Here is a 22,906-nt window from a genome sequence, read left to right as displayed (position 1 = left end):
AAAATATTTATTGGTTATGTAAACCTTTATTGTGGTACTTCAGAAGGCGTACTTTCAGCGGCTGGGACATCTTCAGAACCTGGCGCTACAACTTCTTCAGCTGCTGGTACTTCAAGATCATTCCAGTTATCGCCTTCGCCTTTTTGTTTAGCTGTAATACCGCCTAACACTAAACATAAAACAAAAAAGGCTGTCGCTAGTATGGTTGTTGTTTTAGTTAAAAAATTACCTGCACCTGATGAACCAAAAACGGTATTTGAACCGCCTGATCCAAATGAAGCGCCCATATCAGCACCTTTACCTTGTTGGATTAAAATAAAACCTACAAGTGCTACCGCGACAATAATGTAAACAACAATTAAAACTTCAAACATTTAATTCACCTATGCCGATTGACATATTTTTATAAACTGTTCAGGCACCAAACTGGCCCCACCGATTAGACCGCCATCAATATCTGGCTGGCTAAACAAAGCCGCAGCGTTTTCAGGTTTAACGCTACCACCGTATAATATTCTGACACTAGCTGCTGTTTCAGGACAAATCGAACCTATCATTCCACGAATGAATCGGTGAACTTCCTGTGCCATTTCTGGCGGTGCAGCCTTACCTGTACCGACAGCCCAAATAGGCTCGTATGCGATCAGGCAATCTTTAAAAGCTTGTTTTCCACCTAGATGTAAAACAGCTTCTATTTGTGCGGTTAAGCTGCTAAATGTTTTACCTTGTTCATGTTCTTCAGTGGTTTCACCAACACACAAAATAGGTTTTAAACCTGCATTTAGCGCTTTCATAAATTTTTGAGCTGTGACTTTCGAACTTTCGTTAAAAAGCGAACGTCGCTCTGAGTGACCACAAATAACCCATTGGCAACCACTTTCTTTGGCTAAACCAACCGATATTTCACCAGTAAGTGCACCACTATCTAATTCATTGATATTTTGTGCTGCTAAGAAAACATGCTCAAGAGAATCATTTTTTCGTTGCTGATCAAAATAGCTATAAAGAGTAGCAGGTGGACTAATTACAACTTCGATGTCCTGACAAACACCTGATTGTTTAACTTGCCGCAGAATTTGGTCAACTAATGCTCGACTTCCGTTCATTTTCCAATTTGCTGCAACAACGGGCATTCTTTTTGTCATTAGCTACTCCGTTTAAAAGCGGGCGTGATTGTAACTATCATCGCCCTGTGATACAAGCAAAAAAACACTTAATTAAGAGCTTGCTTAACGGTATCTGCTATTTCTTGCGCAAAACGTTCCACATCGTCTAAATTTTGACCTTCAACCATCACTCGAATCAATGGCTCAGTACCAGACTTGCGCATTAAAACTCGTCCGGTATCGCCTAATTTAGTCTCAACGTCGGCAACAGCTTGTTTAACTAATTCATTTTCGAGCGGCTCTTGACCAGCTTGATATCTCACATTGATCAATTTTTGTGGAAATTTCTCCATACCAAGTGATAATTCATAAAGTGACATTTCTGAGTTTTGCATTGCACGCAGCACTTGTAAGCCTGAAATAATACCATCACCAGTTGTGGTGCTATGCAGGTTTAATATATGGCCTGAACTTTCGCCGCCAATAAACCAACCATTTTGTTTGAGTACTTCCAATACATACCTGTCCCCCACTTTACTGCGAGCAAAAGGAATACCAAGACGTTTTACGCCAATTTCCATCCCTAAATTACTCATCACAGTACCGACAACACCACCATGCATTTCACCTCGGCGAAGTGCATCTCGAGCAATAATAAAAACAAGCTGATCGCCATCAACGACATTACCTTTGTGATCGACCATCATTAATCGGTCGCCATCTCCATCCAACGCAAAACCAATGTCAGCTTGCTCGGCAATGACTTTTTCTTGTAATGCGGCTAGGTCTGTGGCGCCACAATTTTCATTAATATTAACCCCATCTGGAGTGCAGCCAATTTCAATCACATTAGCGCCCAATTCTCGTAAAACATTAGGTGCTATATGGTAAGTTGCGCCATTGGCACAATCGACAATAATTTTGAGTCCTTTTAACGACATATCTGAAGGATAGCGACTTTTACAAAACTCAATATACCGACCAGCCGCATCTTCAATTCGTTTTGCTTTGCCTAATAAGCCAGACTCTACAATAGTCATAGGTTTATTAATTTCTGCTTCGATTGCTAGTTCTAACTCATCGTCTAATTTAGTGCCGTGCTTTGAAAAAAACTTAATCCCGTTATCTTGAAAAGGATTATGCGAAGCACTAATAACAATCCCTGCGTCGGCTCTAAAGGTGCGGGTTAAATAAGCAATTGCCGGAGTAGGCATTGGCCCTAATAAACCAATATTAACGCCTGCAGCAGATAAACCAGACTCAAGCGCTGATTCGAGCATATAGCCTGATATACGCGTGTCTTTACCTATTAAAACTTTATGGTTGCCTTGGCTTGATAGAACTTTACCAACAGCCCAACCTAACTTAAGCACAAATTCAGGTGTAATTGAGCCTTTACCTACTTCACCTCGAATGCCGTCGGTACCAAAATATTGTTTACTCATTATTGTTTTTCTCCTTTTGCTTTTTGCATCGCATCAACCACTTTTAGCGCATCAACTGTTTGTCCAACATCGTGTACACGAATAATATCAGCGCCATTTAAAGCTGAGATAACGGCTCCAGCCAAGCTGGCTGCCAGCCTTTTAGCTGGCGGTTTATCAGTTACGGCACCCAACATTGATTTTCTGGATAAACCTGATAGTAACGCGCAACCAAGTGATTTAAATTGTTCAAGTTCAGCGAGTAACTGATAGTTATGGCTGGTTGTTTTTCCAAAACCAAACCCGGGATCTAAAATAATTCTTTGCTTATTAATACCTTTTTCAGCACAAGCAGCTAAGCGTTTTTGCAAATACTGATAAACCTCACCCATGACATCATCATATGTCGGGTTTGCCTGCATACTAACTGGGTTACCTTGCATATGCATTAAACAAACTTCAACATTGCTTTGCGCAATAATATCTAGTGCGCCCGGCATTTCTAATGCTCTGACATCATTAATTAAATCAACCCCTAACGCAATGGCTTCTTGCATTAATTCAGGCTTGTAGCTGTCAAGTGATACAGCAATATCAAATTCTGCTTTAATCGCTTGAATAACGGGTAAAACTCGTTGTTTCTCTTCTTCTATTTCAACATAAGAGGCACCAGGGCGGGTTGATTCTCCGCCAATGTCAATTATATCAACCCCATGATCAAGCATATGTTCTGCTTGTTTTAAGGCATGTGAAATTGAATTAAATTGACCACCATCGCTAAAGCTATCGGGAGTAACATTTAAAATCCCCATCACTAAGGGTTTTGTTGACTGTTGGATTAGTTTATTTATTTTCATTGTTTAGAAAGGTTGGACGTGGACTATATTATTTATTAATCAGGTCTAAAACAATAAAGCCCCATAAATGGGGCTTTATTAAACTAGCCTATTTTTATTTGGCTGTTTGTTCGTCAGAACTTGAGCTGTCAGCTGTATCATCACTTTTAGTGCTCTGGCCAGTTGAGCCAGAATTACCTGATGATGGTGGCTGATTGTCTTTACCCCAATCTTGCGGTTCTCTGACTTCAGTTCGTGCCATTAAGTCATCAATTTGCTTGGCGTCAATGGTTTCATATTTCATCAATGCATCTTTCATTGAATGCAAGATATCAATATTTTCATTTAGCATTGTTTGTGCACGCTGGTAATTTCGGTCTAATAAACCTTTAACTTCAGTATCAATGATTTTCGCTGTTTCATCTGACATGCTTGAAGATTTTGAAGTACCTCGTCCCATAAAGACTTCACCTTCTTCTTCAGCATATAAGATTGGCCCTAGCTTTTCCGATAAACCCCATTGCGTTACCATTTTTCTGGCAATTTCGGTTGCTCGTTCAATATCATTTGAAGCGCCTGTTGTGACTTTATCTGCGCCGTAAATAATTTCTTCGGCTAAACGACCGCCATACAAGCTTGAAATCATGCTTTCTAAATGCTGTTTACTATGACTCACTCGATCTTGCTCAGGTAAATACATAGTCACACCTAAAGCTCTACCTCGTGGAATGATAGATACTTTATAAACCGGATCATGCTCTGGTACTAACCGACCAACAATTGCATGCCCCGCCTCGTGATAAGCTGTCATTGCTTTTTCTTCTTCACTCATGACCATTGACTTACGTTCAGCGCCCATCATGATTTTATCTTTTGCTCGATCAAACTCGTCCATTGAGACAACTCGTTTGTTATTTCGAGCAGCAAACAATGCAGCTTCATTAACCAAGTTAGCTAAATCCGCACCAGAAAATCCTGGTGTACCACGTGCTATTAGCGAAGCTTCTACGTCATCTCCTAAAGGAACTTTACGCATATGAACTTTCAAAATTTGCTCACGACCACGAACATCCGGTAAACCAACCACAACTTGGCGGTCAAAACGACCTGGACGCAATAAAGCAGGATCAAGTACATCTGGTCGGTTAGTTGCAGCAATAACGATAATACCTTCATTACCTTCAAAACCATCCATTTCAACTAACATTTGGTTAAGCGTTTGTTCACGTTCATCATGACCTCCGCCTAAACCTGCACCACGCTGGCGACCAACCGCATCTATTTCATCAATAAAGATAATGCAAGGAGCTGATTTTTTTGCTTGGTCAAACATATCACGTACGCGAGATGCACCAACACCCACAAACATTTCAACAAAGTCAGAACCTGAAATGGTAAAGAAAGGGACTTTAGCCTCACCAGCAATCGCTTTAGCTAATAATGTTTTACCAGTCCCTGGAGGCCCTACCATTAAAACACCTTTAGGTATTTTACCGCCTAGCTTCTGGAATTTACTTGGGTCGCGTAAATAGTCAACGAGTTCGGCTACATCTTCTTTCGCTTCATCACAACCTGCAACATCAGAAAAGGTAGTCTTGATTTGATCTTCACCCATTAAGCGAGCTTTACTCTTACCAAATGACATGGCGCCTTTACCGCCGCCACCTTGCATTTGGCGCATAAAGAAAATCCACACTGCAATCAATAAGATCATTGGGAACCAAGAAATAAAAATAGTGCCTAACAAGCTAGGCTCTTCAGGTTCAACCCCTTCTACTTTTACATTGTTAGCCAATAATTCATCTAATATTTTTTCATCACGCATGGGGAAAATGGTTTCAAATTTTTCGCCAGAACGCTTTTGCCCAACAATAGTGCCAGTTGAAGGATCTATTTTCACTTCACTGATCATGCCTTGATCAACTTCTTTGACAAAAGCACTATATTCTAATTTGCGTTCACCACCGCTACCGGGTGAGAAACTCTGAAAAACAGCCATCAAAACAACAGCAATGACGACCCATAAAATTAAGTTTTTTGCCATATCACTCAAGACACTAACCTCTTTTCAACTTAATGTTTGTAACCAGATGCAACTATATACACTTCACGAGAACGACCCCGAGAAGAATCTGGTTTACGAATTTTTACCTGGCTAAATGCATTACGCACTTCATTCAAATATTGATCAAAGCCAGCGCCTTGGAAAATCTTTACGATGAACTTTCCATTTTTCTTTAAAACTTGATGACACATATCAAATGCAAGCTCAACCAAATACATAGAACGATTCTGATCCACTGTATCATTACCACTCATATTCGGTGCCATGTCCGATAGTAATACATCTACGTTTTTACCGCCAATACGATCTAATAACGCATTAAGCACAACTTCTTCTCTAAAATCGCCTTGCAGAAAATCAACACCTGCGATTGGATCCATTTCCAATATATCACAAGCAATCACATCTGCATCAGCACCTACCTTTTCAACCGCAAATTGCGACCAACCGCCTGGAGCTGCACCAAGATCAACGACTGTCATCCCAGGACGAAATATTTTATCTTTACTGTCTATTTCTTCAATTTTAAAAACCGCACGTGATCTTAACCCCATTTTCTGGGCTTTAAGTACATATGGGTCATCAAAATGTTCTTTTAACCAGCGTTGACTACTGGCGGATTTTTTTTTCTGCACAATTCTAGCTTGGTTTAATTAGTAATAAAGTGTAGATGGCGTTAAAATAGAATAAATTCAAGCTACATCATCTTAAAAAAGTGAAATAATGAATATATCTACTAAACAAAAGCAATTCCTTAAGGGTTTAGCCCATTCTTTAAAACCTATTGTGCAACTAGGCAACAATGGATTAACAGAAGGTGTTATCGCCGAAATCGACCTTGCATTAAGTCACCACGAATTAATAAAGGTAAAGGTTCCAACTGATGAACGAGATCTTAAAAAGTCCATCATAGACGCAATCGTCCGTGAAACTCAAGCTTTTCAGGTACAAATTATTGGCCACACTGTGATTCTATACAGACCAAGTGAAGAGCAAAAAATTCAATTACCTAAAAAATAAATGATATTTGCCTTTATTCAAAGCACAAATAAATAAAAAGCCGACAGAGTCGGCTTTTTTATATTAAGTGTTAAATATACTCAACTTTTACCACTTCATATTCAACTTCACCACTGGGTGTTTTCAATATAAAGGGTTCATCTATTTCTTTACCTATCATAGCGCGAGCAATAGGTGAGTTTACTGAAATTAAATTTTGTTTAATATCAGACTCATCATCACCTACAATCCGATATGTGGAGACATCACCTGTATCTACATTTTCGATTGTAACTGTAGTACCAAAAATAACACGGCCAGATTTTGGCATTTTAGTTACATCAATCACTTGAGCATTTGATAATTTAGCTTCAATTTCTTGAATGCGACCTTCACAAAAACCTTGCTGTTCACGTGCGGCATGGTACTCGGCATTTTCTTTTAAGTCACCATGTTCACGAGCGTCAGCAATCGCAGCAATAATTTCAGGCCGCTTAACCGTTTTTAGTTCTTTCAATTCAGCTCTGAGTGATGCTTCACCCTTCACTGTCATTGGGTACTGGCTCATATATCCACTCGCTTATGTAATGATTGTACAGAATTAACCGTATTTCTATCATCTGCCGCATGCGCCATGCAAGTCGCAAACGCCGCATTTAAAGTGGTTGTATAGTTAACCTTATATCTTAATGCGCCACGTCGAATAGGCACTGAGTCTGTAATCGCTTGGCGACCTTCAGTCGTATTCACAATATAGTCGTATTCACCGTTTTTGATACGGTCAACAATATGTGGACGACCTTCTGATACTTTATTCACGACTCTAGCTTCAATACCTGCCGACTCAAGTAAGCTCGCAGTCCCTTTAGTGGCATCAATGGTATAGCCAATAGCCGTTAATTGACTTGCTAGCTCTACAACACGCTTTTTATCGCTTTCGCGAACAGAAATTAGTACGCGTCCTTTTTTAGGAACCGTTTCACCAGCACCTAAACAAGATTTAGCAAACGCTTCAGCAAAAGTATCACCTACCCCCATGACTTCACCGGTAGAGCGCATTTCTGGGCCTAAGATTGGATCAACACCTGGGAATTTATTAAACGGAATCACTACTTCTTTTACTGAGTAATAAGGTGGAATCACTTCTTTAGTGACACCTTGCTCAGCTAAAGACTGACCTACCATGACTCGCGCTGCTACTTTAGCTAACGGGATACTGGTCGCTTTAGAAACAAAAGGTACTGTACGTGCAGCACGTGGATTAACTTCAATTAAATAAATTTCGTCATCTTTAACTGCAAATTGTGTATTCATCAAACCAATTACATTAAGCTCTAACGCTAATTTTTTGATTTGTTCACGCATACGGTCTTGAACATCCGCACTTAAAGAATAAGGCGGTAATGAACAGGCTGAATCACCCGAATGAACACCCGCTTGTTCGATATGTTCCATGATGCCGCCAATAACAACGTTTTCGCCATCACAAATTGCGTCAATATCCACTTCAATAGCATCATCTAAGAAACGGTCTAACAATACAGGTGAGTCATTTGACACCTGAACTGCTTCATTTAAATAACGTTTCAAATCGTTTAAGTCATAAACGATTTCCATTGCACGGCCACCCAATACATAAGATGGGCGAACAACCAATGGGAAGCCAATATCTGCAGCTTTTTCAATTGCTTGTTCCATGGTTTTAACCGTGGCATTAGGCGGCTGTTTTAAACCTAAACGCTCAACAGCATGCTGAAAACGTTCACGGTCTTCTGCGCGGTCAATTGCGTCAGGCGATGTACCAATAACAGGCACACCAGCAGCTTCTAAATCTCTTGCCAATTTAAGTGGCGTTTGACCACCATATTGAACAATCACGCCTTTTGGCTTTTCAATGCGTACAATTTCTAACACATCTTCTAAGGTAACTGGCTCAAAGTATAATCTGTCAGACGTATCGTAATCCGTTGAAACCGTTTCAGGGTTACAGTTAACCATAATCGTTTCGTAACCGTCTTCACGAAGGGCCATAGCAGCATGAACACAACAGTAATCAAACTCGATACCTTGACCAATTCGGTTTGGTCCGCCACCTAATACGATGATTTTTTCTTTATCGCTTACGTTCGCTTCACATTCTTCATCATAAGTTGAATACATGTAAGCAGTAGAAGTTTCAAATTCAGCAGCACAAGTATCAACACGTTTATAAACAGGATAAATATTTAACTGTTGACGCTTTTTACGAACTTCGCCTTCGGCCACACCAATTAGGTCAGCAATACGCTTATCTGCAAAGCCTTTGCGTTTTAACGATGATAAGAAGCTATGTGATAAGCCAGCCATGCCAATTTCAGAAATAGCTTGCTCAGATTTAATTAAATCTTCAATTTGCACTAAAAACCAAGGGTCTATTTTTGTAATTGCAAAAATTTCATCCAAAGTCCAGCCAGAACGGAAAGCATCCGCAATATACCAAATGCGTTCAGCACCTGGCTCTTTTAATTCATGACGAATTTTAGCCTGCGAATCTGACGCTTTTAAGTCGATAATTGGATCTAAACCAGATACACCAATTTCTAACCCGCGCAATGCTTTTTGCATTGACTCTTGCTGGTTACGGCCTATCGCCATCACTTCACCAACCGACTTCATTTGAGTTGTTAATCTGTCGTTTGCGCCGGCAAATTTCTCAAAGTTAAAGCGAGGAATCTTAGTTACAACATAGTCAATTGATGGTTCAAATGAGGCTGGGGTTTTACCATTGGTAATATCGTTATCCAACTCATCCAAGGTATAACCTACTGCTAACTTGGCTGCGATTTTTGCAATTGGGAAACCCGTTGCTTTTGACGCCAAGGCAGATGAACGCGAAACACGTGGGTTCATCTCGATAATAACCATACGGCCATTATCAGGATTAATACCAAATTGAACATTTGAACCGCCTGTTTCAACACCAATTTCGCGCAATACCGCCATAGAGGCGTTACGCATAATTTGGTATTCTTTGTCGGTTAATGTTTGAGCTGGCGCAACGGTAATAGAATCACCAGTATGAACACCCATAGGGTCAAAGTTTTCAATCGCACAAACAATAATACAGTTATCGTTTTTGTCGCGAACCACTTCCATTTCATATTCTTTCCAACCAATGAGTGATTCATCAATCAATAATTCGTTAGTTGGTGATAAGTCGAGGCCACGAGTACAAATTTCTTCAAACTCTTCGATATTGTATGCAATACCGCCGCCTGAGCCACCCATAGTAAATGAAGGACGGATAATACATGGAAAGCCAATTCGTGATAACACGTCTAAAGACTCTTCCATAGTGTGCGCAATTTCAGCTCTAGGCGTTTCTAAACCAATGGCTTTCATTGCTTTATCAAAACGGTTTCTATCTTCCGCTTTATCAATGGCATCAGCGGTTGCGCCAATTAACTCACAACCGTACTTAGCTAAAACGCCATGTTTATCTAAATCAAGTGCGCAGTTTAAGGCTGTTTGGCCCCCCATAGTTGGCAAAACTGCATCTGGGCGTTCTTCTTCAATAATTTTTGCAACCACTTCCCAGTGAATTGGCTCGATATAAGTTGCATCGGCCATTTCAGGGTCAGTCATAATAGTCGCAGGGTTAGAGTTAACAAGAATAACTCGATAACCTTCTTCTCTTAACGCTTTACAGGCCTGGGTGCCTGAATAGTCGAATTCACAGGCTTGGCCAATTACGATTGGCCCTGCACCTAGAATCAAAATGCTTTTTAAATCAGTACGTTTTGGCATCTGTAGTATCTCTGTTTGGCTCGTTTATTTAGCTTGTTTGATAAGCTCGATAAAGTGATCAAATAAGTCTGCTGCTTCGTGTGGACCCGGACTTGCTTCTGGGTGCCCTTGGAAACTAAACGCTGGCTTATCTGTGCGGTGAATACCTTGCAGTGATCCATCAAATAACGATTTATGAGTTGCCTTTAAATTATCAGGCAAAGTTGTTTCATCTACTGCAAAACCGTGGTTTTGGCTGGTGATCATTACCACTTTAGACGTTAAGTCTTGAACTGGGTGGTTAGCACCATGATGACCAAACTTCATTTTAACCGTTTTAGCGCCACTTGCTAACGCCAATAATTGGTGACCTAAACAGATCCCAAATACAGGTATATCGGTTTCTAAGATGGTTTTAATTGCTTCAATAGCATAATCACAAGGCTGTGGATCGCCCGGACCATTTGATAAAAAGATCCCATCTGGGTTCATTGCTAGTACATCACTGGCCGGTGTTTTAGCCGGAACAACTGTTAAATCACAACCGCGATCCACTAACATACGTAAAATATTGTGTTTCACACCAAAATCATAGGCAACCACTTTAAATGGTTTATCACTTGGTTCAGCATAGGTTTCTTGCCCTAATTGCCAAGTGCCTTCGTTCCATTGATAAGTTTCTGATGTAGTCACTTCTTTGGCTAAGTCCATGCCTTTCAATCCAGGGAAAGCTTTTGCTTGCTCTAATGCTTTTTGCTCATCTTCTCCCGTAATTAAACAACCATTCTGAGCCCCTTTTTCACGTAAAATACGTGTCAATCTTCGGGTATCTATATCAGCAATCGCAACAATGTTACGTGCTTTTAAATACTCAGTTAAAGTTTGTTGATTACGAAAGCTTGACGACAATAAAGGCAAGTCACGGATCACTAAGCCTTTAGCCCAAACATTATCAGACTCTTGGTCTTCTGAGTTTGTGCCTGTGTTTCCAATGTGCGGGTATGTTAAAGTAACAATTTGCTCCGCGTACGATGGATCCGTCAAAATTTCCTGATAACCAGTCATTGAAGTGTTAAATACAACCTCACCAACTGACATCCCCTCAGCACCAATTGAGGTGCCCTTGAATACAGTACCATCTTCAAGTACTAACAAGGCGGTTTCAGCCAAAACGACCTCCTGAACATTAAAAAACGGGTGCTATATTTAAACAGCTGCCCGTTTTCAGAATTCTGCGAATGCGATTAAAAAATCGCGTAGATAAATCTTGTCTATTCTAGATGATTTAACTGAAATTAGCTAATGAAATTTACAAAACTGATTGAAATAATGCTTTATCAGCTCATTTTTAACTAAACAGACAAAACAAACCTTTTATTTAAAATACAGCCAATCGCTTTAATTCATTCAATATTAACTAAAATTCAAAAAAATCATCTTATAAAACAACAAACTATTATTATTTTATTTACCCTACATAGCAAAAAGCCAGTGCTCAACCTCAACACTGGCAAATTTAAGCTTGGTGAATAAAGCAACAGTTAGCTTTTCAGTCCAAGTACATCCTGCATATCGTATTTTGCAACAGGTTTACTTGCCAACCAATTGGCTGCGCGCACCGCTCCTTTAGCAAAGGTTAAACGTGACGAAGCTTTATGAGTAATCTCAATACGCTCACCAATATCGGCAAACATCGCGGTATGTTCACCGACAATATCACCTGCTCTAATTGTCGCAAAACCAATCGTATTTGGATCGCGTTCTCCCGTGTTACCTTCGCGGCCATAAATGGCGCATTCATCTAAATCACGTTTTAAAGTATCAGCAATAACTTGGCCTAAAGCCAAAGCTGTACCTGATGGCGCATCTTTTTTATGTCTGTGGTGTGCTTCCCAAATTTCAATATCGGTATAATCACCCATGACTTTGGCCGTGGTTTCTAATAACTTAAATAGTAAATTAACACCAACACTCATATTGGCAGCAAACACAACCGGAATTTGCTGGCCTGCTTCATCTATTTGTGCCAACTGATCTTTATTAAAACCTGTAGTGCCTATAACAATTGGCTTTTTATTCGCAACACACCATTTTAAATTTTCAATGCTGGCATCAGGTAAAGTAAAGTCGATATAAACATCGGCTAATTCAGCTTGTTCTGATAAAGTAGCCGTTTGGATATCTAACTTGCCAATACCTGCTATTTCGCCAACATCCATACCTAAAAACGCTGAGGTATCGCGTACAATCGCTTGAGATAATTCAACTTCGTCGTTTAACTTACATGCTTCAATTAATGCACGTCCCATTCGGCCATTACTGCCAAATATACCTATTTTTGTCATCGTTTGTTAACCTGTATCTTGTATATTGCGCGCAATTTTAGACCTTCATGCTATTAATTTAAATGTTTAATCTAAATTAATTAAATTTAGCTTGTTTCTTTTTGTTTATAAATCACATTACTTAGGTAAGATAACATCTGATAAAGCTGAGTATTCTAGTCCGCCTAAACGCGCTAACGGATCAAGCTTTTGGCTATCCACTTTCAGCTTGTCGTCCTGAGTAATACTCACCATTTGCTCACAAATATAAGTTTGTTTAATCTCAACAAATACTAATGACATTGGTTTATTGCCAATTTCATCTATCTGATATAGCTCACAACCAAATGCAATAGGAGAGTTTTTGATTCGTGGTAATGAAAACTCAGAAAAATCCGTCAGCTCAATATTATATTCGTCAATTTCAGATTGCTCTGGCGCTAAAGCGGTACCAGTTTGGTGAACCTGATTAATTTGATTACTATTTGCAATATGAATTACACATTTTCCGGCTCTTTGAATATTAGTTAATGAGTCTTTATCGCTGCCTTCTCTTCTTTTTCCAGCACTAAACATTAATAATGGCGGATCTGAACTAATCGCATTAAAAAATGAATAAGGTGCTAAATTAAAGCTTTGGTTTTGATTTTCAGATAAAACCCACGCAATTGGACGAGGGATAATGGTTTGAGTCATCAAAAAATAAGCCTTCGCCGGACTTAAATCTTCCATATTTATTTGCATAATTTATCCTTATAAAAGTAGTTAGCTGTAATCAGGCTAAGTTAGCAACTTAGCCTGATTAGCTCAAGCTGAGATTGCATGATACCCAAGCGAATCTAAGTTCGTTATAATACCGCTTTTACCGCCCAAACTTTCAGGAAACAACATGAGATCAGACACATTTGAAAATCGTTTTAATGGCAGCCAGCGTTTGTATGGTCACCAAGGCGTCAATCAATTAAGTCAAGCTCATGTTGCCGTGGTAGGGCTAGGTGGCGTTGGCACCTGGGTAGTTGAAGCATTAGCTCGCACTGCGATTGGACAACTTTCTTTATTCGATTTAGATGATATTTGTGTATCTAATACTAACCGTCAACTCCATGCCATAACTGGCCAATATGGTCAGTCGAAAGTAGAGGCTATGGCTAATCGCGTTAGAGCGATCAACCCCGATTGCATCATCAATGAGATAGAAGATTTTGTCACCCCTGAAAATGTACGTGATGTTTTTAGCACAACTTTAGATTATGTCGTTGACGCGACAGACAACGTGAAAGCAAAAACGGCCATGATAGCTTGGTGCAAACGTAATAAAATAAAAATTGTAACCATAGGTGGTGCTGGGGGCCAGCTTGACCCTAGCCAAATAAAAATAGCTGATTTGGCCAAAACCATTCAAGATCCACTATTGGCGAAAGTACGCAATCAATTAAGACGTGATTTTAATTTTTCTAAAAATCCGAAACGAAAGTTTGGTGTTGATGCAATTTATTCAACCGAACAACTCAAGTATCCAACAACAGCAGGCGAAGTTTGTTTGCAAAAACCGGACACGAATGGCCCCACTCGGCTAGATTGTGCCACCGGCTTTGGCGCTAGTACTGTGGTAACTGGCAGTTTTGGCTTTTTTGCCGCTTCCGTGGTAATAAATAAACTAAGTTCTCCTAAAAAATAGTGCCAGTAAAATAGAGCTCACCTTGAAAATGTAAATTTAATGTAAATTAAATAGCGCGTTTTGCAATTTTTGATATAAGTCATTTGCGATTCGATAATCGAATGGCTCAAGCAAGATGAAAACGCTATTTGTTTTGCACAGGTTGAATGAAGCGAGACTAGTTCAATTTCAACTCAAACAACAACATAACTGGCAATAAACTAGCTAATCATTCTTAGTTGTTTTACTTTATAAAAGGTATTCAGTTATGAAATTAAAATTAATCAGCTCAGCTTTAATCATTGTTCTCTGCTCGGCTAATGCTTTTGCAGGTGATAAGCCAAAAATGTCAAAAGAAGACCGTAAAGCTTTTATGGAAGTCTGTAAAGCCGAAGCAAAAGCAGAAAAAGTAACAAAAGAAGAACGCAAACAATGGATGAAAAAATGCATCCGCGCCCAATTTAAAGCGGCAAACGCTGAGTAATTCACTAAAAGCAGAAGATTCCCTTCTGCTTTTTCACCTGACCACCTCTGGGTTACCACCTCACCATCAATAATTAACCTAAAATACTACTCATAATTGCGCTAGATCAGATAAATAGTGGAGATGCTTTGTTTTCTTAGCCTGACTGATTTAAGATAAACTTACACGTATTTTGAATAGCTTGATTGAATGGATTTTTACTGGATTCTTATAACTTTTGTTTTTGGCTTTGGCTTAAAACAAATTGGCTTGCCGCCCATGATAGGGTATTTAATTGCCGGCTTCGCCATGAACGCATATGGCCTCACCCCAATTTCAAACTTAGAAACTTTTGCCAATTTAGGTATTACCTTACTCCTATTTACTATTGGGTTAAAAGTTAGAATAAAAGATATCACTGATACCGTGGTATTAGGCGGTTCAATTTTACCTATTTTGTTAATTACCTTAATAGTGACTGCTGGTACCACAGCACTAGGCGTGATCAGTGCCATTAACTTGTTTGATGTGAATTGGAAAACAGCGGCGCTTATAGGCTTTGCGTTGAGTTTTTCAAGCACAGTTTGTGTTGCAAAAATGCTAGAAGAAACCGGTGAACTCAAAACTCGCCACGGTAAAGTATCAATAGGCATTTTAGTCATTCAAGATTTTGCTGCGGTTATATTTTTAGTTGCCGCTTTGGGTGTGCTACCTAGCATATGGGCCTTGAGTTTAATTTTACTCCTCCCATTAAAGCCTTACTTAGGCCGTTTACTTGAAAAATCAGGTCATGGTGAATTATTACCTTTAGTTGGCTTTTGCCTTGCATTTGGCGGATATGAACTCTTTTATGCTTTTAATTTAAAAGGGGATTTAGGCGCGTTATTAGTTGGAATGCTATTAAGTTCTAACGCTAAATCAAACGAACTTTATAAATCGTTAATGCATTTTAAAGACATATTTTTAATTGGCTTTTTCTTATCCATTGGCTTTACGGCACTGCCCACACTTGAAACCTTAAGTTTAGCTTTAGCCCTTACGATATTGATCCCAATTAAATTTGGTATCTTTTTCTTTATTCTCGTTAAACTCAAATTACGCGCTAGAACGAGTTTCTTGACTGCAATGGCGCTCATGAATTTTAGTGAATTTGGCCTAATTGTAGCTAAAATTTGTGTTGATAAAGCTTGGTTAAATTCGGACTGGTTAGTCGCCATTGCAATGGCTGTTACCTTGTCTTTTGTTATAAGCAGCTTTGTTTTTAAACATGCTCATCTTTATTTCAGTCGATACAAAGACACTTTATTAAAATTCGAAAGCGCCGAAACCGTCAATAACACCTGCCCTAACATGCCAACATCTGCCGAAGTATTAGTGATAGGTATGGGACGTGTAGGTAGCGGGAGTTATGACGCACTGGCTCATCAAATTGGCGATAAGGTATGGGGTATAGATGCAGATTCAGACAGAATCGAAAAGCATAAAATCCATCATCGAAATGTTGCATTAGCTGACGCTGAAGATATTGAATTTTGGCAACAGGTTAACCTAGCTCAAGTTAAATTAGTAATGATTGCCCTGCCCGCTCTGGCCGATATGAAAAACGTAATAGCCCAGTTAAAATTAAGCCACTATCAAGGACGTATTGCGGCCATTTCACAATACGCTGATGAAGGCGAAATTTTATTAAAAGCAGGCGCAGATACGGTATTTAATTACCATAAAGAAATAGGGGCTGGCTTTGCTAAAGAAAGCATGAATTTATTAGGAACAGTAGAAGCAGATAAAGTAGCTGCTTATTCCTAACACCCAGTTTAGCTAACCGACTGCTCAAAATAAGGTAAAATTTCAACTTTTGTTTTGAGCTTTTTAATTTGAGTAAATAAAGTTTGAGCCTGTGGGTAAGCAATGCGTAAATAAGTCAGCCATTGCTTTACTCTATTTGGATAATATAAGCCTTGATCCCCACTAATTTCATAGCCCGCATATTGTTGCAATAACCCTAAAACTCTATCCCAAGGCATTATATCTTCGCCATAACGAATACAAGCTGCCAAATTAGGTACAGCTAAAGCGCCTCGCCCCAGCATAAGTCTATGAGCGCCTGAAGCAGCTATACAAGACTGAGCATCCTCTGCATTCCAAATTTCGCCATTGGCTGTTATTGGCATTTTACAAAAACTTTCAAGTGTTTTAATTTCATGCCAATAAGCAGGTGGTTTATAGCCATGTCGTTTTGTTCTGGCGTGAATCGCTAATTCGTTAACACCTGCTGCTTGGATAGCATTTACATTTTCATGAAATAAATGCGCATCATCAAAACCCAAACGAATTTTAGCACTGACCACATGTGGCTTAGGCACTGTCTCCCGAATCGCTTTCATCACTTTAAATAAAGTTTCAGGCTCTTGCAGTAAAACCGCTCCTCCTTTTGATTTGTTCACCGTTTTAGCCGGGCAGCCAAAATTAACATCAACGCCATGCGAACCTAACTCAATGGCTCTTAGGGCATTAACAGCAAGCAGCTCAGGATCATTACCTAATAATTGAATACGTACTGGTGTACCGGATGGCGTTTTGCCCGCTTGATGCAATTCAGGGCACAGCCGATAAAAAACTCGCTTTGGTAATAACGCATCCGTCACTCGGATAAACTCAGTAACACATAAATCAAAACCACCTGCTTGCGTTAACATATCACGCATTAAATGATCGACCACACCTTCCATAGGGGCAAGCGTCAGGCGTTCAATTGTATTTTGAGAATTATCTGAATGTATCATTAGCCAACACTGAATTGCATGGGGGAAAGAGCGCGTATTTTAACGAGATAAAAATAAAAATATAGCCAAACGATGAATTTTTGACGTTTTAACTGGCATTATAGTTGCTTGTATAAATGCTTAAGTAAGGGCACTGGTTACCGAAAAATAATTAACCCAGCAAACTTGCACATAACCTAAATTGATTGATGCGACTATGAATTTAAAAAACTTACCTTATATCCTGCTTGCCAGCAGCACAATTGTATTAACGGCTTGTATGACGTCTCCAGGTTATTTATTTTCACAAAATGAGACCCAAGAACCACAAACAAGTGAGATGAGCGAGCCAGAATCGCCCGCGGTTTCAAAACCAGTTATCTCCAAACAAATGCAGGCATTAAGCCAAAGCTGTCGAAATAATGAAGCATTAAAAATCACCCGAGATCAACAAGCGTCTGCCGCTTTAGAACCATTAACACTGCCGATAAGACAAGGGTTAATCGATTTAGCTTGTCAATTAACCGATCAACAAATTGCTGGATTAGTACTTTATATTCCACCCGTTGAAAGCCCAACGCATCACCGAGCGTACCCAAATTTAGTACATCAGACATTAATCAGCCAAGCTAAATTATTAGGCATTAAAGTGATGAGATTAGCAGTCAGTAGCACCCAAAGCTGCAAACTAAATAGTCGCCTATTTTCGCTCGAAACGAATGATAATCAGATTAGCTCTGTATTACAGATGAATTTAATCAGCGCTGATACACAAGCCATTTTAGCGAGCAAGCAAGTGGTTTTAACCCAAAGCTCAAATTTAAAAAAACCGATAAGCATTCAACTAAGGTCAAATGATAGTACCCACTATTCCAGTACAAACAATTCAACAACAAGCTCAAGTACATATAAAAAATCTGTCTTTTTAAAACCTTAAACTATCAATCAGTTAAATCGATTTCTCGTAATAATTTAGCAAATTGTTTTAACAGTAACCCCATGGCCGCTATATCAAAGCTATCAACTTTCGCCAGCAGCAAACTAGAGTAGCGGTCTAACACTAAACATTGGTGTTGAATCGCTAATTCAGCTAAGTGCTTAGCAAAGGCTTTTATTTCATTGACTTGATTATTACTCGCCGCTTGCTGGTAGGCCTGTTGCACATCATCGTTTAATATTTGCTTTAATTTTTCTTTTTCATTAACGGATAAGGTTTCAACTTTAAAGCCGTCAAACTCTGTTTGGGGAGATTCTAGCTGAGTATAATTTAAATGTTTACTTAAAGTCGCGAATAAGTCCGTTCTTAAAATGGGTTTTCGTAAATAATCATCAAACCATTTTTGTTTTGCTTGATCATATTCATCCTGCATAACAGACGCCGTTAACGCAACGATGGGTAAATTAGGAAACTGAGTTTTAATTTTTTCTGCTGCCTGATAACCATCCATCACCGGCATTCTAATATCCATAATAATTAAGTCTAATGCCTGTTGCTGGCAAATTTCTGTCGCTTGCAGTCCATTTTCAGCTTCAAGCACGGTTAATTTAGATTGTTCAAAATTGCCTTTAAGTAAGGCTCTATTATTTTCAATATCATCTACCACCAAAATACGAGCTGGCTCAAATATCATAGTATCTGGATTAATATTAAATGAGGTGTCAACCGTTTTCTGCTGGGCCACAGCGGCAATATCTAACCCTTTAAACAATACCGAAAAACAAGCGCCTTTATTAGGCTGGCTAGCGACACTAATTTCCCCTCCCATCATTTCAACTAAACGCTTGGTAATAGATAAGCCTAAACCAGTGCCTCCAAACTTTCGCACATCCTGACCTTCTTGCTGTGCAAATACATTAAATATTTTTTCTTGTTGTGACTTTGCAATACCAATACCAGTATCTTTTATTTGAATAAGCAAATCTACTTTGGAGGTGTGGGTTTCAACCTTTTGTGCGGTTACACTTAAAGAGACTGTCCCCTGCTCTGTAAATTTAACGGCGTTGCCGACTAAATTAAATAAAATCTGACGAAGTCGAGTGGCATCAATTAAAATAGATTCGGGTATATTTGAATCGACATCTAGGGTAAATAAAAGGTCTTTTTGTTCAATTTTAAGTAAAAATACACTTTTTACGTCTTCACATATACTCGCAATACTATTCGCTTTATGTTCAATTCTAAGCTTGCCAGATTCAATTTTTGAGAGATCAAGAATATCGTTAATCAGCATTAACAAAGTACTTCCGGCCGATTGAATCACATTAACAAAAGATTTGAGTTTATCATCTTGCAACTGCGCATCTAACAGTTCAGTAAAACCAATAATCGCGTTCATCGGGGTGCGTATTTCATGGCTCATATTAGCTAAAAATTCAGATTTTGCTTTATTGGCTGATTCAGCTAACTCTTTAGCTTGCGTTAGCTGAGCTTCCATTTCAACCCGCTCACTTAAATCAACTGCTATGGTTAATAAGCTATGCTGATTATTAAATAACAGCGGGATCACAGAAACCATCATTGATTTGACCCCACCGCCATATTTTTTCATTTCAAGAATGCGTTGATACACGGCTTGCCCCTGATTTAAACTGGACACTAAGCGGTCTCTATCCGTTTCACGGTAATAATAATCGCTCACATTTAATTGTGTTGCTTGCTCTGCCGTGAGTCGATATTCATCTAACGCTTTTTGGTTTGCCAATAATATGTTGCCGTCTAAATCGGTAACCAACACAATTAAAGGCAAATTATTTAGCAATAACTCTAACTGACTTTGATTGTCTTTTAGCCGAGTTTCTAATCGTTTTTGTTCGGTTTTATCGCGCAAGGTTAAAAATAAACAAGACTCGCCCTGATGCTGAATAGGCACTGCAACAATATCGACCCAAAATAATTGATTTGTAGTTGGCAAGCATTGCCAATCAAACCGATTACCACCTTGTTGAATCGCTACATTCAAAGCTTTATTCAGCTTATCTCGACTACTGTTATCATCAAACTGATAGGTAGGTGCCCATTCGATTAATTCGGTATTAAGCAATTCAGACTGGTGCCGTAATCCAAACAAAATTAGAGTTGCTTTATTACATGCCGTTATTTTTGTATCTTTTAACAAAATATAAGCATCAGCGGCTTGTTCAAATAAAGCTTTAAAATTGTTTTTCTCTATCGCGAGTTGATGTTCGGTATGCTTGCGTTGGATTATTTCTTTTTTAAGCTTTAAATTCCAAAATACAATAAATAATAATAGGGTTACCGCCACCAAAATAACCTTAATAATTATCGTATAATCAATAGGCTTATTCAGTTCTAAACGAGTCCAGCGGTTAAGAATTTCATTACCATTTTGCTCTGATAAATGTTGCATCATTTTATCTAAAATTTGATGTAACATAGGTTTGTTTTTATCAACAAACAGTGTAACTTTCATATCGACCGACGTTTTACCCGCCACTTTCACATTATAATAATCGCCTTGAATTAATAAGTATCTAGCTTTGGCCAATGACAGTAACGCCGCATCAAATACACCATCGCTCACGCCTTGCAATGCCGCTTCTGCATCCAATACTTCAATAAAGTTTAAACCCGGGTATTGAGCTAAAATTTTATGCGTGTATCCATACCCTTTAATTACTGCAATTTTATAGCTTTTCAAGTCCGCTAAATTATTAACGAATCCTGCGTTTTCTTGAGTAGCAATAACAATTGGGTTGCTTAAATAAGGTTTAATTGGCCGATAATTTTTCTTGAGCGTAACATCATCAATATCACCAGAGATAACGTCTGCAACGTTTTTTTGTGATAAAGCTAAAGTCTCTTGCCAACTTTTGGTGGGGATAAAATCAAACTTTAACAAACTATTTTCTGCTAATAGCTTTATATAATCAGCAACTATGCCTGTATATTCACCTTGGCTGTTAACGCCTTCATAAGGTAACCAGTTTGGATCTCCTGAAAACACCACATTAGGATGACGCTGCATCCAATCAATCTCAGCTTTATTTAACCCTTTAAATAAAAATGAAGTTTCTAACTGCAATTTCAATTCAAGCCATTTTCGTTCAATTGCTTGTTTATCTTGTCGAGTCATCAAGTTTATGCCTTGATTCAAAATTGCTGCTAACTCTCCGGTATTTTTCCCTAACATAAAATGAAGCTGCGTAAGCTGACTGTCTTTTGCCGAACGAAACGGAATAATAGTTTTAATACCTTTATGATTTAATACATTAGTTAACACCGCATAGGTTTCATAAATAATATCGGCTTTTTTATTAATAACCGCTTCAATGGCTTGGTTTATGTTTTCAGTTTCTAGTACTTTAATATCAGGGTACAATCGTTTAAATGTACTAATAAACGCATGGCCTCGAGTCACCGCTAAAGTTTTGCCGGCTAAATCATCAAGGTTGTGTGCGTTAATATCATCTCGAATAAAAAAGTAAGTAATTGCGTCGTAATAAGGCTCTGAAAATTGAGCGAACTGTTGCCTGTCTTCAGTTTTATAAGCCGCTATGATTAAGTCCACTTCCTCTTGCTTCACTTTGTCTAAGCTTTGCTGCCAGTCGTAAGCTTGATATTCAATATTTAAACCCACTTTTTGCGCTAAAAGGTTAAGGTAATCCACTGAAAGGCCGACCGGTTGGTGATCGTTATTTAAAAAAGCGAACGGACGCCACGACTTATCAAACGCCACTTTAATCACAGGGTGTTCTTTAATCCAATCTTGTTGCTGCTGGGTTAAATTTAATTTTGGTTTTAATGACTCATGAAACCATTTATTTTGAATAAACAAATGTTGATCTAAGCTAATATCGCTTAATGCTTTTTGCATTATCGAAAATAAAATTGGCTTTTGTTTACTAATGCCAATGGCGGTGCGAGTAGCCAGCTCATTAATTTTGGCAGCGACTTTTAAGTTAGTTAAATAACTGGCTTTAATTGTATAGGTGGCAACGGCAATGTTCCCTAAGTAAGCGTCCGCTTGGCCAAATGATACCGCCTCAACGGCTTCAATATTCGAGCTAGCTAATAACAAGTTAATGTTTGGATGATGTTTATTAAGCCATTCATGCAAATACGAGCCTTTGTTTATGGCTGCAATTTTCCCGTTTAAAGCCGAAATAGACTTAATTTGAGTATTAGTATTTTGGGTGACTATCGCCAACGGCATTACCGCATAGGGTTCTGTAAAGTAGAGAAAATCTTCACGTTTAGGTGTGGGTGCAGCACAAACTAGTCCATCCACTTGCTGGCGATGAACTTTTTCCATTGTGTTGTTCCAAATATCAGATTCAACTTTAAATTGAAGACCCGTTTTGGCTGATATAAGCGCTAAAATATCCGAAGATATTCCTCTATGAACCCCTTGCTTATCAACAAAGTCAAACGGCGGCCAAGCAAAATCAGACCCTAACGTAATTACTGGTGAGGTTTTGAGAAAATCTTTTTCTGCTTCAGTCCATTCAATGGCTTGTACCGAAAAAGCCATTAACCATCCAATG

18 protein-coding genes are annotated in these 22,906 nt (G+C 38.8%); 5 read left to right on the top strand and 13 right to left on the bottom strand.

Features of this window, described 5'->3' with window-relative positions; genetic code table 11:
* Positions 1–26: 26 nt before the first annotated feature.
* The 6 genes from secG to rlmE form a co-directional block, all read right to left on the bottom strand.
* A complete protein-coding gene (secG, locus tag OLW01_RS03215; protein WP_268075179.1) occupies positions 27–374 on the bottom strand; it encodes a preprotein translocase subunit SecG in 348 nt (115 codons plus the stop codon).
* A gap of 9 nt (positions 375–383) precedes the next feature.
* Positions 384–1,145, bottom strand: a complete 762-nt coding sequence (gene tpiA / locus OLW01_RS03210) for a triose-phosphate isomerase (RefSeq protein WP_268075178.1) — start codon at positions 1,143–1,145, stop codon at positions 384–386.
* A gap of 68 nt (positions 1,146–1,213) precedes the next feature.
* Entirely contained in the window at positions 1,214–2,551 is a 1,338-nt protein-coding gene (gene glmM, locus OLW01_RS03205) for a phosphoglucosamine mutase (RefSeq protein ID WP_428980172.1), read from the bottom strand.
* The gene (gene folP / locus OLW01_RS03200) at positions 2,551–3,387 is read right to left on the bottom strand and encodes a dihydropteroate synthase (RefSeq protein ID WP_268075177.1); all 837 of its coding nucleotides are present in this window, start codon (positions 3,385–3,387) and stop codon (positions 2,551–2,553) included. The genes glmM and folP overlap by 1 nt, the downstream gene beginning before the upstream one ends.
* A gap of 94 nt (positions 3,388–3,481) precedes the next feature.
* A complete protein-coding gene (gene ftsH, locus OLW01_RS03195) occupies positions 3,482–5,419 on the bottom strand; it encodes an ATP-dependent zinc metalloprotease FtsH (RefSeq protein ID WP_268075176.1) in 1,938 nt (645 codons plus the stop codon).
* A gap of 20 nt (positions 5,420–5,439) precedes the next feature.
* Entirely contained in the window at positions 5,440–6,069 is a 630-nt protein-coding gene (gene rlmE, locus OLW01_RS03190) for a 23S rRNA (uridine(2552)-2'-O)-methyltransferase RlmE (protein WP_268076142.1), read from the bottom strand.
* 85 nt (positions 6,070–6,154) lie between these two features.
* Between rlmE and yhbY the strand changes: the two genes are divergently transcribed.
* The gene (yhbY, locus tag OLW01_RS03185) at positions 6,155–6,451 is read left to right on the top strand and encodes a ribosome assembly RNA-binding protein YhbY (protein ID WP_268075175.1); all 297 of its coding nucleotides are present in this window, start codon (positions 6,155–6,157) and stop codon (positions 6,449–6,451) included.
* Between the two features lie 70 nt (positions 6,452–6,521).
* On the opposite strand, the gene greA is transcribed toward yhbY, so the two are convergent.
* From greA to OLW01_RS03160, 5 genes are all read right to left on the bottom strand, one after another.
* Complete coding sequence (greA, locus tag OLW01_RS03180; protein WP_268075174.1) at positions 6,522–6,998, bottom strand: transcription elongation factor GreA; 477 nt, start codon at positions 6,996–6,998, stop codon at positions 6,522–6,524.
* Complete coding sequence (gene carB, locus OLW01_RS03175; RefSeq protein WP_268075173.1) at positions 6,995–10,216, bottom strand: carbamoyl-phosphate synthase large subunit; 3,222 nt, start codon at positions 10,214–10,216, stop codon at positions 6,995–6,997. The genes greA and carB overlap by 4 nt, the downstream gene beginning before the upstream one ends.
* A 24-nt stretch (positions 10,217–10,240) precedes the next feature.
* Positions 10,241–11,365, bottom strand: a complete 1,125-nt coding sequence (gene carA / locus OLW01_RS03170; protein WP_268075172.1) for a glutamine-hydrolyzing carbamoyl-phosphate synthase small subunit — start codon at positions 11,363–11,365, stop codon at positions 10,241–10,243.
* A 371-nt stretch (positions 11,366–11,736) separates the two neighbouring features.
* On the bottom strand, positions 11,737–12,540 hold the full coding sequence (dapB, locus tag OLW01_RS03165; RefSeq protein ID WP_268075171.1) for a 4-hydroxy-tetrahydrodipicolinate reductase: 804 nt from the start codon (positions 12,538–12,540) through the stop codon (positions 11,737–11,739).
* A gap of 117 nt (positions 12,541–12,657) precedes the next feature.
* Positions 12,658–13,263: a flavin reductase family protein gene (locus tag OLW01_RS03160; protein WP_268075170.1), complete on the bottom strand. Its 606-nt coding sequence runs from the start codon at positions 13,261–13,263 to the stop codon at positions 12,658–12,660.
* A 145-nt stretch (positions 13,264–13,408) separates the two neighbouring features.
* Here OLW01_RS03160 and tcdA point away from each other — a divergent pair, with 145 nt between their 5' ends.
* The 3 genes from tcdA to OLW01_RS03145 all read left to right on the top strand — a co-directional run bounded on the left by tcdA (position 13,409) and on the right by OLW01_RS03145 (position 16,445).
* The gene (gene tcdA, locus OLW01_RS03155) at positions 13,409–14,197 is read left to right on the top strand and encodes a tRNA cyclic N6-threonylcarbamoyladenosine(37) synthase TcdA (protein ID WP_268075169.1); all 789 of its coding nucleotides are present in this window, start codon (positions 13,409–13,411) and stop codon (positions 14,195–14,197) included.
* 247 nt (positions 14,198–14,444) lie between these two features.
* On the top strand, positions 14,445–14,660 hold the full coding sequence (locus OLW01_RS03150) for a PsiF family protein (protein WP_268075168.1): 216 nt from the start codon (positions 14,445–14,447) through the stop codon (positions 14,658–14,660).
* Positions 14,661–14,849: 189 nt separating this feature from the next.
* Entirely contained in the window at positions 14,850–16,445 is a 1,596-nt protein-coding gene (locus tag OLW01_RS03145) for a cation:proton antiporter family protein (protein ID WP_268075167.1), read from the top strand.
* An 8-nt stretch (positions 16,446–16,453) separates the two neighbouring features.
* On the opposite strand, the gene OLW01_RS03140 is transcribed toward OLW01_RS03145, so the two are convergent.
* A complete protein-coding gene (locus tag OLW01_RS03140; RefSeq protein ID WP_268075166.1) occupies positions 16,454–17,422 on the bottom strand; it encodes a tRNA-dihydrouridine synthase in 969 nt (322 codons plus the stop codon).
* A gap of 196 nt (positions 17,423–17,618) precedes the next feature.
* Between OLW01_RS03140 and OLW01_RS03135 the strand changes: the two genes are divergently transcribed.
* Complete coding sequence (locus OLW01_RS03135; RefSeq protein ID WP_268075165.1) at positions 17,619–18,338, top strand: hypothetical protein; 720 nt, start codon at positions 17,619–17,621, stop codon at positions 18,336–18,338.
* Between the two features lie 4 nt (positions 18,339–18,342).
* On the opposite strand, the gene OLW01_RS03130 is transcribed toward OLW01_RS03135, so the two are convergent.
* Entirely contained in the window at positions 18,343–22,893 is a 4,551-nt protein-coding gene (locus OLW01_RS03130) for a transporter substrate-binding domain-containing protein (RefSeq protein WP_268075164.1), read from the bottom strand.
* Positions 22,894–22,906: the final 13 nt, after the last annotated feature.

Origin of the sequence: Catenovulum adriaticum, assembly GCF_026725475.1 — a bacterium.
In the GTDB taxonomy this organism is placed as follows: Bacteria; Pseudomonadota; Gammaproteobacteria; order Enterobacterales; family Alteromonadaceae; genus Catenovulum; species Catenovulum adriaticum.
This window is presented reverse-complemented; position numbering and strand designations above follow the sequence as displayed.

Excerpts from the sequence above, each read along its gene's own strand:
- secG (WP_268075179.1), bottom strand. The coding sequence starts at position 374 with ATGTTTGAAGTTTTAATTGTTGTTTACATTATTGTCGCGGTAGCACTT.
- tpiA (WP_268075178.1), bottom strand. The coding sequence starts at position 1,145 with ATGACAAAAAGAATGCCCGTTGTTGCAGCAAATTGGAAAATGAACGGA.
- glmM (WP_428980172.1), bottom strand. The coding sequence starts at position 2,551 with ATGAGTAAACAATATTTTGGTACCGACGGCATTCGAGGTGAAGTAGGT.
- folP (WP_268075177.1), bottom strand. The coding sequence starts at position 3,387 with ATGAAAATAAATAAACTAATCCAACAGTCAACAAAACCCTTAGTGATG.
- yhbY (WP_268075175.1), top strand. The coding sequence starts at position 6,155 with ATGAATATATCTACTAAACAAAAGCAATTCCTTAAGGGTTTAGCCCAT.
- greA (WP_268075174.1), bottom strand. The coding sequence starts at position 6,998 with ATGAGCCAGTACCCAATGACAGTGAAGGGTGAAGCATCACTCAGAGCT.
- carB (WP_268075173.1), bottom strand. The coding sequence starts at position 10,216 with ATGCCAAAACGTACTGATTTAAAAAGCATTTTGATTCTAGGTGCAGGG.
- dapB (WP_268075171.1), bottom strand. The coding sequence starts at position 12,540 with ATGACAAAAATAGGTATATTTGGCAGTAATGGCCGAATGGGACGTGCA.
- OLW01_RS03160 (WP_268075170.1), bottom strand. The coding sequence starts at position 13,263 with ATGCAAATAAATATGGAAGATTTAAGTCCGGCGAAGGCTTATTTTTTG.
- tcdA (WP_268075169.1), top strand. The coding sequence starts at position 13,409 with ATGAGATCAGACACATTTGAAAATCGTTTTAATGGCAGCCAGCGTTTG.
- OLW01_RS03150 (WP_268075168.1), top strand. The coding sequence starts at position 14,445 with ATGAAATTAAAATTAATCAGCTCAGCTTTAATCATTGTTCTCTGCTCG.
- OLW01_RS03145 (WP_268075167.1), top strand. The coding sequence starts at position 14,850 with ATGGATTTTTACTGGATTCTTATAACTTTTGTTTTTGGCTTTGGCTTA.
- OLW01_RS03140 (WP_268075166.1), bottom strand. The coding sequence starts at position 17,422 with ATGATACATTCAGATAATTCTCAAAATACAATTGAACGCCTGACGCTT.
- OLW01_RS03135 (WP_268075165.1), top strand. The coding sequence starts at position 17,619 with ATGAATTTAAAAAACTTACCTTATATCCTGCTTGCCAGCAGCACAATT.
- OLW01_RS03130 (WP_268075164.1), bottom strand. The coding sequence starts at position 22,893 with ATGGCTTTTTCGGTACAAGCCATTGAATGGACTGAAGCAGAAAAAGAT.